A 14,546-nucleotide genomic window follows, 5' to 3' on the forward strand; every position below is an offset into this window, starting at 1 on the left:
GGGCTCACATCCGGAAGACGCCGAAGTTCGACGTCCCCTCGATCGGTGCATTGGCTATGGCGGACAGGCACATTCCGAGCACGGTTCGGGTGTCGCGGGGATCGATCACCCCGTCGTCGTAGATCCGGCCCGAGAGGAACATCGGCAGCGATTCGGCCTCGATCTGCGCTTCGACCGCCGCTCGCAGCGCCGCGTCGGCCGTCTCGTCGACCGTTCCGCCGCGGGCCTCGGTGGCCGCGCGGTTGACGATCGACAGGACGCCCGCCAGCTGTGCCCCACCCATCACCGCGGATTTGGCGCTGGGCCAGGCGAACAGGAAGCGGGGATCGTAGGCGCGCCCGCACATCCCGTAGTGGCCGGCTCCGTAGGAGGCGCCGATCAGCAGGGAGATGTGCGGGACCCGAGAGTTGGAGACTGCGTTGATCATCATCGAGCCGTGCTTGATCATCCCGCCTTCCTCATAGGCCTTGCCCACCATGTAGCCGGTCGTGTTGTGCAGGAACAACAGTGGCGTGTTGGACCGGTTGGCCAGCTGGATGAACTGCGTCGCCTTCTGGGATTCCTCGCTGAACAGCACACCCCGGGCATTGGCGAGGATTCCCACCGGATAGCCGTGCAGGGTCGCCCAGCCTGTCACCAAGGATGCCCCGTACATCGCCTTGAACTCGTCGAAATCGGACCCGTCGACGATGCGGGCGATCACCTCGCGGGGATCGAACGGAATCCGCAGATCGGCCGAGACGATGCCCAGCAACTCGTCGGGGTCGGCCAGCGGCGCGGTCACCGGTCGCGGTGCGGGCCCCTGCTTGGCCCAGTTGAGCCGGGCCACGATCCGACGTCCGATACGGATGGCGTCGAGCTCGTCGACCGCGAAGTAATCGGCCAAACCCGATACTCTGGCGTGCATTTCGGCCCCGCCGAGGGATTCGTCGTCCGCCTCCTCGCCGGTGGCCATCTTCACCAGCGGGGGACCGGCCAGGAAGACCTTCGACCGTTCCTTGATCATCACGACGTGATCGGACAACCCCGGCATGTAGGCGCCACCGGCCGTGGAATTGCCGAACACCAATGCGATCGTGGGGATGCCTGCCGCGGAGAGCTGCGTCAGGTCACGGAACATCCGACCACCCGGGATGAAAATTTCCTTCTGGGTGGGCAGATCCGCACCGCCGGACTCCACCAGGGAGATCACCGGCAGCCGGTTCTCGAATGCGACCTGGTTGGCCCGAAGCATCTTCTTCAGTGTCCAGGGGTTACTAGTGCCGCCCTTGACGGTGGGATCGTTGGCGATCAACAGACACTCGACGCCTTCCACCACGCCGATGCCGGTCACCAGACTGGCCCCGACCTGAAAGTCGCTGCCGTAGGCCGCCAATGGGCACAGTTCCAGGAACGGCGAATCGGGGTCGACAAGCAGTTCGACGCGTTCGCGGGCGGTGAGCTTGCCACGACCGTGATGCCGGTCCACGTACTTTGGGCCACCACCGGCCAGAGCCTTCGCCAGTTCGCCGTCGATCTCGGTGAGCTTTTCCACCATGGCCTGCGCCGCCTCGACGTAGGTCGGCGCCTTCGGGTCGAGAGTGCTCTGCAGGCGGGTCATGCCTGGTATCCCAGTGCCTTGGCGGCCAGGCTGGTCAGGATTTCGGTGGTTCCCCCGCCGATACCCAGGATCCGCATGTCCCGATATTGGCGTTCGACTTCGCATTCGGTCATGTAGCCCATCCCTCCGAACAGTTGCACGGCCTGGTGTGCCACCCACTCGCCGGCTTCCACCGCGGTGTTCTTGGCGAAGCACACCGCCACGATCAAATCCGCCTCGCCCGATAACTGCCGTTCCACCACGTTGCGCGAATACACCCGCGCCACATCGATGCGACGGGCCATCTCGGCGAGCGTGTTCTGTACCGACTGGCGGGAGATCAGCGGACGCCCGAACGTCTCCCGGTCGCGGCACCACTGCACGCTCAGGTCCAGGCAGCGTTGCGCCGACGAATACGCCTGGGCTGCAAGACCGATGCGTTCGGACACGAAAGCCTGCGCGATCTGCGCGAACCCGGTGTTCTCGCTGCCGACCAGATTGGGCGCAGGCACTCGAGCCTCGGTGTAGGAAAGCTCGGCGGTGTCCGAGGACCGCCAGCCCATCTTGTCCAGCCTGCGGGTGACATCAAATCCCGGTGTGCCCTTTTCGACGACGAGCAGCGAGACCCCTGATGCCCCGGGAAGTTCGGTGCCACCGGTCCGCACGGCGGTGACGACATAGTCGGCTCGCACGCCCGAGGTGATGTACGTCTTGGCACCGTTGACGACGTATTCGTCATTGGCGCGCGTCGCCGTCGTCCTCAGGTGGCCGACGTCCGAGCCGCCGCCCGGCTCGGTGATGGCCAGCGATCCGATCAGCTCACCACGCAACGTCGGCCGGACGAATTTCTCGATCAGCCGTTCGTCACCGGAGGCAACCATGTGCGGCACCGCGATACCGCAGGTCAACAGTGAGGCGAAAACCCCACCGGGAGTGCCGGCTTCGTGCAATTCCTCGCAGATGATCAACGAGTCCGCGGCGTCACCGCCTCCGCCACCGACCGATTCCGGTAGCTCGGCGCCCAGCAGGCCGGCCGCGGCGGCCCGGCGGTGCAGATCGCGGGGGAGCTCACCGGCGCGTTCCCACTCCTCGATATGGGGCAGGATCTCGCGTTCGGCGAAGCCGCGCACGGTCTTACGCAGCTGCTGGCGTTCGGGGGTGTTCCAGATACTCACGACAGGATCGCTTCCGGGATGTCGATGTGCCGGCTGCGCAGCCATTCACCGAGGCCTTTGGCCTGCGGATCGAACCGCGCCTGATAGGCGACACCCTGCCCGAGGATGCCATCGATGACGAAGTTCACGGCTCGCAGGTTTGGTAGCAGGTGCCGGGTGACCGGGAGAGCCTTTGTCTCCGGCAGTAATTCGCGTAGGGCATCGACGGTCAACGTGTGTGCCAGCCAGCGCCACTGGTCGTCGGTGCGTACCCACACGCCGACGTTCGCCGCCCCACCCTTGTCCCCGCTGCGTGCCCCGGCGATCGTGCCAAGCGGCAGCCGCCGGGTCGGCCCGGGGGCAGGGGCTTGGGGCAGTGGTGGCGCTTGGACGTCGGATAGTTCGCGGGTGGTGGTGGCCGCGGCAATGTCGGTGCGGGTTCCGTCGGGCCGCACAGCGACCTGTGCGACCTCGTTCGCCGGTACATAGCCGGCGGTGAACACGCCGTAGACCTGACCGTCGCCCGGTGGTGCGGTGGAGGTGAAGCCGGGATACGAGGCCAGCGCGAGTTCGACTGCGGCCGAGGAGAACTGGCGGCCGACCTTCTTGGGATCGGGATCGCGTACGACACAGCTCAGTAGCGCGCTGGCGGCTTCCTCGGTGTCGGCATCGAAGTGGTCGGTCCGCGCCAGCGTCCAGCCCATCTCGGTGGGCCGCACGTGCAGCGCCGACTCCAGCTGGTCGCGTACCAACGCGGCCTTGGCCTCGATGTCCAGGCCGGTGAGCACGAACGTCACCGCATTGCGGAACCCGCCGATGCTGTTGAGCGACACCTTCAACGACGGCGGCGGCGGCTCACCGCGCACACCGCTGATGCGGACGCGGTCGGGGCCGTCGGCGGCCAGCGCGATCGTGTCGAAGCGGGCGGTGACATCGGGGTTCGCGTAGCGCGGGCCGGCGATCTCGTAGAGCAGTTGCGCGGTCACCGTGCCCACGCTGACCTGACCGCCGCTGCCGGGGTGCTTGGTGATCACCGACGAGCCGTCGGCGTAGAGCTCCGCCAGGGGAAACCCGGCATGGCCCAGGTCGGCGATCTCGGTGAAGAAGGAGTAGTTGCCGCCGGTGGCCTGCGCACCGCATTCGATGACGTGGCCGGCCACCACTGCGCCGGCCAGCTGGTCGTAGTCGTCGCGGCCCCATCCGAAATGGGCCGCGGCGGGACCCACCACCACCGACGCGTCGGTGACCCGGCCCGTCACGACGACGTCGGCACCAGCAGCAAGGCAGTCCGCGATACCCCACGCGCCCAGGTAGGCATTGGCCGTCAACGACGCTCCGAACCCCAGCTCGTCCGCCCGGGGGAGCAGGTCATCGCCTTCCACATGGGCGACCTTCGCCGGGACGCCGAGCCGATCGGCGAGCTCGCGGATCGCATCGGCCAGACCCGCCGGATTCAGGCCGCCGGCGTTGGCGACGATGCGCACACCCCGGTCATGGGCGGTCCCGAGGCACTCCTCGAGCTGGGTCAGGAAGGTCTTGGCGTAGCCGCGCTCGGGATGCTTCATCTTGTCGCGGCCCAGAATCAGCATGGTGAGTTCAGCCAGATAATCGCCAGTCAGATAGTCCAGCTCGCCCCCGGTGAGCATCTCGCGCATCGCGGCGATGCGGTCACCGTAGAAGCCTGAGCAGTTGCCGATCCGCACCGCAGTTGCCACGCGCGCCGTCTTCCCTTCCGATAACCAACCAACTGGTAGGTTACTGGCGAGTTGCGGTCCGCAGTCAAGGGGTGAGGGCGCCAGCGGCGGCCGTGGCGGGACGTTTTGGATCCGACGCAGGTGAGCGGCTATCCTCAAGTGCAACCGTTGGCCGCCGGCACCGAAAAAGTCCCTGTGCGGCGAACCCCTGATCAAGGAGAAGTACGTCATGGCTGTGCCCAAGCGCAGAATGTCGCGGTCGAATACCCGCAGTCGGCGCGCGCAGTGGAAGGCCGAGGCCACTGGTCTGGTCAACGTGTCCGTCGCCGGTCGCCTGCATAAGGTTCCCCGCCGGTTGCTCAAGGCCGCGCGGCTCGGATTGATCGATCTCGACAAGCGCTGATCGCGTTCGCTTGCCGCGAATTGCCTGCTAGTGCGGCGTGCCTCTCAGGCCTATCTCAGGCGTTGGGCACAGACTGGTAGCTGTGCGAATTCTTGTCGTTGATGATGATCGCGCAGTGCGCGAGTCCCTGCGCCGGTCCCTTTCATTCAACGGATATTCCGTGGACCTCGCGCAGGACGGTGTCGAAGCGCTCGACGCGATCGCTAATGAACGGCCCGACGCACTCGTGCTGGATGTGATGATGCCCCGGCTCGACGGACTCGAGGTCTGTCGGCAGCTGCGCAGCACCGGCGACGATCTACCGATCCTCGTTCTGACCGCCCGCGACTCGGTATCCGAGCGGGTGGCGGGCCTGGACGCCGGTGCCGACGACTATCTGCCCAAGCCATTTGCCCTCGAAGAGTTGCTGGCCCGGATGCGCGCCCTGTTGCGCCGGACCGGCCCCGACGATCAGTCCGATTCAGCGGTGATGGCGTTCGGCGATCTGACGCTGGACCCGGTGACCCGCGAGGTGCACCGTGGCAAACGCGCCATCAGCCTGACCCGGACCGAGTTCGCGCTGCTCGAGATGCTCATCGCGAATCCGCGGCGGGTGTTGACCCGCAGCCGCATCCTCGAAGAGGTGTGGGGTTTCGATTTTCCGACCTCCGGCAACGCGCTGGAGGTATACGTCGGCTACCTACGCCGAAAGACTGAAGCAGAAGGAGAATCGCGGCTGATCCACACCGTGCGGGGTGTGGGTTACGTGCTGCGTGAGACACCCCCCTGATGGCACGACTGAGGCGGCGCGCGCGAGCTGGGCGGGCGCCCGACGAACCGACGACATCGCTTTCCCTGCGATGGCGGGTGATGCTGCTGGCGATGTCCATGGTGGCGATGGTCGTCGTATTGATGGCGGTCGCGGTGTATGCGGTCGTGTCGGCCGCGCTCTACACGGATATCGACAATCAGCTGCAGAGCCGGGCGGGCCTGCTGATCGCCAGCGGGTCGTTGGCCGCCGACCCCGGTAAGGCGATCGAGGGCACCGCCTATTCCGACGTCAACGCCATGCTCGTCAACCCCGGCCGTTCGATCTACACGGCAAACCAGCAGGGTCAGAAGCTGCCGATCGGTGAGCCGGAGAAGTCCGTCATCGGCGGGGAGTTGCTGATGTCTCGCCGGACGGTGACCAACCAGCGGGTGCTGGCGGTGCACTTGCCCAACGGCAGCTCGCTGCTGATCTCGAAGAGCCTCGCCCCCACCAACGCGGTGATGACGAAGCTGAAATGGGTGCTGCTGGCGGTGGGCGGTATCGGCGTGGTGGTCGCCGCGATCGCCGGCGGCATGGTGGCCCGAACCGGCCTGAGGCCAGTGGCCAGGCTGACCGAGGCGGCCGAGCGGGTGGCGCGCACCGATGATCTGCGGCCTATTCCGGTGTTCGGCAGTGACGAGCTGGCAAGGCTCACCGAGACGTTCAACACGATGCTTCGTGCGTTGACCGAATCGCGGGAGCGGCAGGCGCGCCTGGTCGCCGATGCCGGACACGAGCTGCGCACCCCGTTGACCTCGCTGCGCACCAATGTCGAATTGCTGATGGCCTCGATGCAACCGGGAGCTCCCCGCCTGCCGGACAGCGAGATGGTCGACTTGCGCACCGACGTGATTGCGCAGATCGAAGAATTGTCCACTCTCGTAGGCGATTTGGTCGACCTCACGCGTGAGGACGCCGGCGGGGTTGTGCACGAGGCGGTCGACCTGAGCGATGTCATCGAACGCAGCCTGGAACGGGCGCGCAGGCGCCGCAACGATGTTCAGTTCGACGTCGACGTCATCGGATGGCAGGTCTATGGCGACCCCGCCGGACTGTCGCGGGCGGTGGTGAATCTGCTCGACAACGCGGCGAAGTGGAGCCCCTCTGGCGCCCACGTCGGGGTCCGGCTGCGCCAGGTGGACGCCGCCCACGCCGAGTTTGTGGTGTCCGACCACGGGCCCGGAATTCCGCCTGAGGAACGCGGCCTGGTGTTCGAGCGGTTCTACCGGTCGATGTCGGCGCGGGCGATGCCCGGCTCGGGGCTCGGCTTGGCGATCGTCAAGCAGGTGGTCGTCAAACACGGCGGGATGATTCGCATCGCCGACACGGTGCCCGGTGGACAACCGCCCGGCACGGCGTTCTACGTCCTGCTGCCTGGCCTGCCTGCCGGCGCCGTGATGTATCCGGATCCTTCAGCTGAGAGCGAAATCACGACCAAAAGGGCCAAGACGAATGGTGATCGAGGGCACTCCCAGCAAAAACCACCGGCTGTAACGAGTGTTGTCTCAGTCGATTCTCAGTAGTGCAAGGCAAGCTTTAGTCAACAGTTTTCTGCATCTCGTGACGAGAAAGAGCGATCTGACGATATGACCGACCCCTCGAGGTACTCGCCGCAGCAGCAACCCGGCCATCCCGGGCCGAATCAGCATGCGGCACCGGGGTATTCGCAGCAGCCCCGCCCGGTCGGTTATCAGCAGCCCTACGACTGGCGCTATGCCACCCAACAGCAGCATGCGCAATACCGCCAGCCCTATGACCCGTATCAGGCTGCGCGACAAGGACATCCGGCCACCGCACCGGGTATGCCCCCGATGCCCCCGCGTCGGCGTTCCCGCGCAGGGGCCTTGACTGCGGGAGCTCTGGCGATCGCGGTCGTGTCGGCGGGCATCGGCGGCAGTGTGGTCCTGCTCGCCCACCCCGACCGGCAACCGATCGGCAACGTGCTGCAGGGCGGGCCGAACGGGGTGTCCAACGTTCCTGCGGCAAATTTGCCGGTGGGTTCGGTCGAGCAGGTGGCCGCCAAGGTGGTCCCCAGCGTGGTCAAGCTCGAGACGGAGTTCGGCCGCCAGTCCGAGGAGGGTTCGGGCATCATCCTGTCCTCGGACGGACTGATCCTGACCAACAACCACGTGGTCGCCGCGGCCAAGCCCGGCTCGGCTCCTCCCGCCGCTCCGCCGCCCGCGATCCCCGGTCTGCCGCCGCTGGCCCCGGGTGGTCCCAGTGCACCGGGTAGCCCTAGTGGACCGGGCAACTCCGGCGGGCCGAGCGCTCCGCCGGCCGGCGGAGCCCCGACGACGACCGTGACGTTCGCCGACGGCCGCACCGCACCCTTCACGGTGATCGGCACCGATCCAGCCAGCGATATCGCCGTTGTTCGGGCGCAGGGGGTCTCGGGCCTGACTCCGATCAGCCTGGGCTCGTCGTCCAACCTGCGGGTCGGCCAGGACGTGGTGGCGGTCGGCTCGCCGTTGGGCCTGGAAGGCACCGTGACCACCGGGATCGTCAGCGCCCTGAATCGCCCGGTGGCCACCGGCGGCGACGCCAACAACCAGAACACCGTGCTGGACGCGATCCAGACCGACGCCGCCATCAACCCCGGCAACTCCGGTGGCGCGCTGGTGAACATGAACGGCGAATTGGTGGGGGTGAACTCGGCGATCGCCACCCTCGGTGGTGACTCACCGGACGCCCAGAGCGGTTCGATCGGGCTGGGCTTCGCCATTCCGGTGGACCAGGCCAAGCGGATCGCCGACGAGCTGATCAGCACCGGGACGGCCACGCATGCCTCGCTTGGGGTGCAGGTCAGCAATGACACCACCACTCACGGAGCGAAGATTGTCGACGTCACGAAGGACGGTGCGGCCGCGTCCGCAGGCCTGCCCAGCGGCGTGGTGGTGACCAAGCTCAACGACCGCGTGATCGGCAGCGCCGATGCCCTGGTCGCCGCGGTCCGGTCGCGGGCGCCGGGTGACAAGGTGACGCTGACCTACACCGATCCGTCCGGTTCCCCCCGCACTGTGCAGGTCACGCTCGGAAAGGCGGCCCAGTGATCCGGGTGGTGGGTGAACATCCCGTGACGCTGACCAGCACGACTGCCAGGATGTCGGCGGGCGGATATACGGTGACATCCATGGAACAGCCAGGGGAGCTGGTGGGGCGCGCACTCGTCGTCGTCGTCGACGACCGCACGGCCCACGGCGATGAGGAGGACCACAGCGGTCCGTTGGTCACCGAGCTGCTCGCCGAGGCGGGCTTCGTGGTGGACGGCGTCGTGGTGGTTTCTGCCGATGAGATCGAGATTCGCAACGCGCTGAACACCGCTGTCATCGGTGGTGTCGACCTGGTGGTGTCGGTCGGCGGCACAGGTGTCACTCCGCGCGACGTGACGCCGGAGGCCACCAAGACGATCCTCGATCGTGAGCTGCTCGGCATCTCGGAAGCGCTGCGCGCCTCGGGGCTGTCGGCGGGAATCACCGACGCGGGCCTGTCGCGCGGCCTCGCCGGGATTTCCGGCAGCACCCTGGTGGTCAACATTGCGGGCTCGCGCTATGCGGTTCGCGACGGCATGGCAACGCTGAACCCGCTGGCGACTCATGTCATCGGCCAGCTTTCCAGCCTGGAGATCTAAGCAAGCTCCCTCGGGAGTGATGCGGTGGCCGCGGGTGGCGGCGTACCGTCTGTTAAGCGCGTCGCAACCGGGGTTGGAGGCCTTGTGTTAACACCCTGTGAACTGCGCAAACATCAAGATTGTGATCTTTGTCACAATTATGGGGGGTTGTGATGGCATCTTCGTCTCAGAACCGGACCGCAGTTAACAAGATCTTCGGTACCGAACTGCCTCAGGAGTCCTCTGACGAACGCGACCCCGACGACAATCGCGACTCTGCGGACCGCGAGCAGTGGTTCAGGGATAACGTTCCGCCGCACCACCATTGATGATCGGCAGGCCGTGGGTTCCGGGGTGGCGGGCGAACACAGCTGTGATGGGGCTCGCCCAGTCGAAGCCGCATCGGCATCCGGTTAACCGCGGTTGGCCTTCCAGCAAACTTCCTCCGGCAAACGGCGTTTCGGCGCACCGCGCTTCTATGCGTTGCCGCCCAGATGCCATCCCGTTATGTTCCTCGTGTCAACGATGAGCAGAGCGTAAGAGCGGTGTGTGAGGACTCTCATTACTGCCTAACGCCGTGTGCGGTGCCAGCAGTAGGGACCCGACCACGAACTACACACTCGGTGAGCCCACGGGTCACCGTCGACATAGCTAGGGAGAACATGAAGGTAATCGGTCGGGTACTGGTGGCGATGATCGCCGCCGTCGCGGCGTTGTTCGTCGGGACAGGTACCTCGCACGCAGGTTTGGACAACGAGCTCAGTCTGGTTGACGGCGGTGGCCGCACGATGACCGTTCAGCAGTGGGACACCTACCTCAACGGTGTGTTCCCCCTGGACCGCAACCGGCTGACTCGTGAGTGGTTCCACTCCGGCAAGGCCGTCTACAGCGTCGTCGGCCCGGGTGCCGATGAGTTCGCGGGCACCTTGGAGCTGGGCTACCAGGTCGGCTTCCCGTGGTCGCTGGGTGTGGGCATCAACTTCAGCTACACCACCCCCAACATCCTGCTCGACGACGCCAACATCTCCCCGACGGGTTTCAACCCGCTGGGCTCGGTCATCACCCCGAACCTGTTCCCGGGTGTGTCGATCAGCGCTGACCTGGGCAACGGCCCCGGCATCCAGGAAGTCGCCACCTTCTCGGTGGACGTCTCGGGCCCCAATGGCTCGGTCGCCGTGGCCAACGCCCACGGCACCGTCACCGGTGCCGCCGGCGGCGTGCTGCTGCGCCCCTTCGCCCGCCTCATCTCCAAGGCCGGTGACAGCGTCACCACCTACGGCGAACCCTGGAACATGAACTAACTCCCTGAGCACGGCAACAAAATGGCCCCCGGCACACGCCGGGGGCCATTTTGTTGGTGCTGCGCCGCGATCAGTCTCTGTCGGCACTCGTGGTCTCCGCGGTGTCAGGGCTCGGGCCGGTACCCGGGCCGGTGACCTTCTTCGGCGTACCGCTTGCGTCGGCCAGGAGATCGCGGATCTCGGTCAGCAAGCTGAGCTCGGTGTCACCGGCCTGCTCGACCTCGCCCTTCCTGCGGAGCCGGTTGTAGGGCACGACGACGAAGAAATACACCACAGCCGCTACGAGAACGAAGTTGATCACCGCCGACAGCAGGATGTTCAAGTCGATGGCTTGTCCACCGCCGATGCCGATCCGCAGGAGGCCGTACTCGGCGTCTTTGCCCGCCCCGATCCGATCGATCAACGGCGTGATGATGCTCTCGGTGAACTTGGTGACCAGGGCGGTGAACGCGGTGCCGATGACCACTGCCACGGACAGATCGACGATGTTCCCGCGGGAGAGAAACTCCTTGAACCCTTTCAACACGGTATTGCCCCTTTCGATTGGGTCTCGCTTGTCAAATTAGGACTGCGCCCCCCGAGACCTCGAAGGTTAATACGGGCCGGGCAGGTCAGCCGGGGACCTGTTAGCTTGGCCGCATACGCCTTTGGAAGGACCCTGTGGAAGGACAACGCCATGTGGATTCGCGCGGTCGCGACGGCGGCTGTGTTCGGTGTGTTTGCGGCCTCAGGTGCTATCGCAGCGGCCGCGCCGAGCTCCACCCCGGCGCCCGGGCCGGCCAGCACCTCGTCGTCGGATGAGATCGCCGACATGGTGATGGATGCGATTCAGCGACCGGGGCCGCCCGACGACACACCGGTGCCCCCGCCCCCGCCTGGTTAGCTCAGTGGATCGTCAACGTGACGGTCTGGACCAGCGTGGCCGCGGCCAAGGAGTGCGCGCCTGCGGCAGGCAGGGCCACCAGTACCACCCGGTCATCCTCGGCCCCTGCCGTTTTCGGCTTCGGTGAAATCAGCACGACGATGGCGTCGGAGGCCACCAGCGTCGGCTTGGCGTCGGTGCCCGCGTCCACTGCGCCCATGACGTCGACGACGTCACCGGGCCGGATCAAGTCGAGCACCGCCGCGTCGGCAAGGTGCAGGGGCACCACCCGCGCATCAGGGCCGGCGGCGAGACCCGCGAGGCGTGAACCGAGCACTCTGACATCAGTGAGTACTTCCCCGCGGCGGGCCGGCCCGGCCAGAGTGGTGCCGACAAGGGCGTCAACCGTCGTCTGAGCACCATCGGGCACCATTGTGGCCGAACGCTTTTCAAGCTTGATGTCGGAGACGGACAACGCCAGCCCGGGACTGAGGTCGTGGGCGGCAACCACCACGTCGGATCGCCGGTCGCTCGGATCCGGCCGAAATGCGGCGATTCCGGCGAGAATGACCAGCCCGCCCGCTGTGGCGCGCCGCGCCAGCATTGTGCGGGTGAAGTCGGGCCGCAACAATTGCCGAATCCGAATCGTCAACGTCGGATTGAGCGACTCACCCATGCGGCCACGCTAGCTGCGCGACCCGCGCCGAGGCTTCGCCGCGCTTTCCAGCCTGTTGATAAGTGGGCTGCGTACGGCACTTTTTGGTGGTTTGTTCGCTCTAGAATGGCTTTGCCTGTAACTTACCTAAGAGTAGTTACGGCGCCTGAGCGGGTGAGAAGGAGGCGCAGCTGTGAACGCTGATCAGCTTCTCGCGCGCAATCTTTTGTCCGCGCTGGCCAACGGCGCCGTCGAGCCTTTTTTTCAGCCGATCGTGTCCCTGGATGACGGCCGCGTTCTCGGGTTCGAAGTTCTTGCCCGGTGGCATGATCCGATTGAGGGAGACATTCCTCCGGACCGATTCATCCCTGTCGCCGATCGCTTCGGACTGCTTGATCGCCTGCTTGATCAATTGATGCGCACGTCATTTCGGGCCGCGGCGGATTGGCCGCACAATATGTTCCTCGGTTTCAACGTCTCTCCGACGCAACTGCGTAATTCGGAGTTGGCGACCAGGATCGCCAGGGCAGCGATCGAGACGTCATTTCCGTTGAGCCGCGTACACATTGAGGTGACGGAGTCGGGCTTCATCGACGATCTGACCCAGCCGCGACGGACGCTCGACCGGTTGATCAACCTTGGCTGCATGATCGCGATGGACGACTTCGGCACCGGCTATTCGAGCTTGACCTGGCTGAGCTCAATGCCGTTCTCCAAAATCAAGATTGACGGCAGCTTCGTCATGGCGATGAACGACCACCGGCAGAGTCGCAAGATCGTCGCCGCGGTGGTGGGCCTTGGCCACAGCCTGGGACTGGCCGTCGTGGCGGAGGGCGTGGAGACCGCTGAGCAGGCGGACCTGCTCAGGGGCATGGGATGCAAGCTGGCACAGGGCTACCTGTTTGGTCGGCCGACGCCGGCGAGCCAGGTTCCGAACGCCCTGTCCGCCGTCGTGTCGACTGCTGACGAAGCCGAATCGTTGGTGCCGATGTCCCTGGAACTGTGCGCCCACCAGCTCTCCGGCGCGTGTGAGTCCGACGCTGCCATCGCCTTCATGGACCCGACCGGCACGGTCGTCGCATCGAGTACCGCCTTCGACCAGACGATGGACGTGAGTCGGGGTGAAGCGGCGGGGCGGCACATCTGGGATCTGATCGGGGTCACCCCGGAGACCTTCGCCGAACTGCGGGCAACCGATCTTCTCGACGAACAGTTTCCGGCACTCGAAGAAACGACCGCCAACGGGTCGAGGACTCGCATTCTGATACGTCCGGTCAAGGACGAAAGCAGTGAATTACTGGGCTACTCGGTCGAATTCGGGGACAACGCCAGTCCCGATTCGACTGAGGTTGCTTCTTGACTGCGTGACGAGGCTCGTCAGCTGGAGGCTGCGGCGGCCGGCGCCGAGCTGCTCGAGTCACTCGAACTCGACGATTTCGCCGAACTCGATGAGCTGGACGACGAGTCATTGGAGCTCGAGGATTTCTCTGAGCTCGACGACTTCTCTGAGCTCGACGACGACGATTCCGACTTGGAGCTCTTCACGGAATCGCGGCTGTCGTTACGGTAGAAGCCGCTGCCCTTGAACACGACGCCAACCGAGTTGAACAGCTTGCGCAGCCGTCCGGAACACTGCGGGCAGCTGGTCAGCGCGTCATCAGTGAACGCCTGCACCGCATCAAAGCGGTTGTCGCACTCGGTGCAGGCGTAGCTGTAGGTCGGCACATGAACCTCCGGGACGAAACTTGGTCTTTAGCACTCTATCGTGTCAAGTGCTAGAACCGCCACGTGGCACGTATCATTCCCCCTACCGCGCGGGGGAGTGGTGCGGCGAAATGCGGGTAAAACTCTTCGAGGGGCGACGCTCGGGTGCATCGTAGGCCGATGGCCTTACACCGTGTCGGCCAGCGCGAACAGTCCATGTTTGGGGGTGAGGGCATGAGTCATCCGAACGTCGTGAGCCTCACTGGGCAGTTCGTCGACAACCTCGTCGTCCCGCACCACTGCGACAAGCTTGGCGCCGGGCCTGCACAGTGCCAAGGAACGGTCGTAGAACCCACCGCCGCGCCCCAGCCGAACTCCGTTGCGGTCCACGGCCAGTGCCGGGACCAGCACCATGTCAGCCTCGGCGATCGCCGAGCTCGGCAACCATGGCTCGGCAGGCTCGCGCAGGCCGAACCGCGCCGCAACCAGCGCGCCGGGCACGTAGACCCCCCACAACAGGGCGAGCGGCTCACCGTTGGCGCCGAGACGGGTCACCGGCAACAGGACTCGGGCGCACAGTTCGCGAAGGCGGTCCAGCAGCTGCGGCGAACCCGGCTCGGCGCCGACAGGCAGGTATGCGCACACGGTGTCGCCGGGACCCACGATCTCGCCGAGGTGGTCGGCCAACGCGCACGCGTCGGCCGCCCGGATCGCGTCGGGGACGGCGCGCCGCGCCGCCAACAGGGCCTCCCTGTGTTGGGCTTTCGTACCGGCGAGCACGCCGTCCACCATGTCAG

At 65.8% G+C, this 14,546-nt stretch carries 15 protein-coding genes; 8 read left to right on the top strand and 7 right to left on the bottom strand.

All coding sequences use genetic code 11. The features are described from left to right. Positions 1-4: 4 nt before the first annotated feature. From SLQ31_RS05910 to SLQ31_RS05920, 3 genes are read right to left on the bottom strand one after another with little or no spacing between them, the layout of a single operon-like run. Positions 5-1,600 (bottom strand): acyl-CoA carboxylase subunit beta, encoded by a 1,596-nt coding sequence (locus tag SLQ31_RS05910; RefSeq protein ID WP_319430474.1) that lies wholly within the window; start codon positions 1,598-1,600, stop codon positions 5-7. Beyond that, positions 1,597-2,754, bottom strand: a complete 1,158-nt coding sequence (locus tag SLQ31_RS05915; protein ID WP_319430476.1) for an acyl-CoA dehydrogenase family protein — start codon at positions 2,752-2,754, stop codon at positions 1,597-1,599. Before SLQ31_RS05915 ends, SLQ31_RS05910 begins: the two co-directional genes overlap by 4 nt. Next, positions 2,751-4,436, bottom strand: coding sequence for an acyclic terpene utilization AtuA family protein (locus tag SLQ31_RS05920; protein WP_319432867.1), 1,686 nt, complete (start codon positions 4,434-4,436; stop codon positions 2,751-2,753). Before SLQ31_RS05920 ends, SLQ31_RS05915 begins: the two co-directional genes overlap by 4 nt. A gap of 220 nt (positions 4,437-4,656) precedes the next feature. Between SLQ31_RS05920 and rpmF the strand changes: the two genes are divergently transcribed. From rpmF to SLQ31_RS05950, 6 genes are all read left to right on the top strand, one after another. Continuing rightward, positions 4,657-4,830, top strand: coding sequence for a 50S ribosomal protein L32 (gene rpmF / locus SLQ31_RS05925; protein ID WP_319430479.1), 174 nt, complete (start codon positions 4,657-4,659; stop codon positions 4,828-4,830). An 82-nt stretch (positions 4,831-4,912) separates the two neighbouring features. Continuing rightward, complete coding sequence (locus tag SLQ31_RS05930) at positions 4,913-5,599, top strand: response regulator transcription factor (protein ID WP_319430481.1); 687 nt, start codon at positions 4,913-4,915, stop codon at positions 5,597-5,599. After that, a complete protein-coding gene (locus SLQ31_RS05935; RefSeq protein WP_319430483.1) occupies positions 5,599-7,143 on the top strand; it encodes a HAMP domain-containing sensor histidine kinase in 1,545 nt (514 codons plus the stop codon). The genes SLQ31_RS05930 and SLQ31_RS05935 overlap by 1 nt, the downstream gene beginning before the upstream one ends. A 63-nt stretch (positions 7,144-7,206) precedes the next feature. Continuing rightward, positions 7,207-8,670, top strand: coding sequence for a S1C family serine protease (locus SLQ31_RS05940; protein ID WP_319430485.1), 1,464 nt, complete (start codon positions 7,207-7,209; stop codon positions 8,668-8,670). Between the two features lie 50 nt (positions 8,671-8,720). After that, positions 8,721-9,248, top strand: a complete 528-nt coding sequence (locus tag SLQ31_RS05945) for a MogA/MoaB family molybdenum cofactor biosynthesis protein (protein ID WP_319432869.1) — start codon at positions 8,721-8,723, stop codon at positions 9,246-9,248. A 641-nt stretch (positions 9,249-9,889) separates the two neighbouring features. Then, entirely contained in the window at positions 9,890-10,528 is a 639-nt protein-coding gene (locus tag SLQ31_RS05950) for an MspA family porin (RefSeq protein WP_319430487.1), read from the top strand. Positions 10,529-10,598: 70 nt separating this feature from the next. Here the strand turns inward: SLQ31_RS05950 and mscL are convergent, their stop codons facing one another. Continuing rightward, the gene (gene mscL / locus SLQ31_RS05955) at positions 10,599-11,054 is read right to left on the bottom strand and encodes a large-conductance mechanosensitive channel protein MscL (protein ID WP_319430489.1); all 456 of its coding nucleotides are present in this window, start codon (positions 11,052-11,054) and stop codon (positions 10,599-10,601) included. 150 nt (positions 11,055-11,204) lie between these two features. Between mscL and SLQ31_RS05960 the strand changes: the two genes are divergently transcribed. Next, positions 11,205-11,411 (top strand): hypothetical protein, encoded by a 207-nt coding sequence (locus SLQ31_RS05960; protein ID WP_319430491.1) that lies wholly within the window; start codon positions 11,205-11,207, stop codon positions 11,409-11,411. A 1-nt stretch (position 11,412) separates the two neighbouring features. Here the strand turns inward: SLQ31_RS05960 and SLQ31_RS05965 are convergent, their stop codons facing one another. Beyond that, the gene (locus tag SLQ31_RS05965) at positions 11,413-12,066 is read right to left on the bottom strand and encodes an SAF domain-containing protein (RefSeq protein ID WP_319430493.1); all 654 of its coding nucleotides are present in this window, start codon (positions 12,064-12,066) and stop codon (positions 11,413-11,415) included. A 205-nt stretch (positions 12,067-12,271) separates the two neighbouring features. Between SLQ31_RS05965 and SLQ31_RS05970 the strand changes: the two genes are divergently transcribed. Next, positions 12,272-13,405, top strand: a complete 1,134-nt coding sequence (locus SLQ31_RS05970) for an EAL domain-containing protein (RefSeq protein WP_319430495.1) — start codon at positions 12,272-12,274, stop codon at positions 13,403-13,405. A gap of 17 nt (positions 13,406-13,422) precedes the next feature. On the opposite strand, the gene SLQ31_RS05975 is transcribed toward SLQ31_RS05970, so the two are convergent. After that, positions 13,423-13,770 carry an FmdB family zinc ribbon protein gene (locus tag SLQ31_RS05975; RefSeq protein WP_319430497.1) on the bottom strand — a complete coding sequence of 116 codons (348 nt, stop codon included), beginning with the start codon at positions 13,768-13,770 and terminating at the stop codon, positions 13,423-13,425. A 165-nt stretch (positions 13,771-13,935) separates the two neighbouring features. Then, positions 13,936-14,541, bottom strand: a complete 606-nt coding sequence (locus SLQ31_RS05980; protein WP_319430499.1) for a 5-formyltetrahydrofolate cyclo-ligase — start codon at positions 14,539-14,541, stop codon at positions 13,936-13,938. Positions 14,542-14,546 lie beyond the last annotated feature (5 nt).

It is taken from the genome of Mycobacterium sp. RTGN5 (assembly GCF_033804465.1).
Lineage (GTDB): Bacteria > Actinomycetota > Actinomycetes > Mycobacteriales > Mycobacteriaceae > Mycobacterium.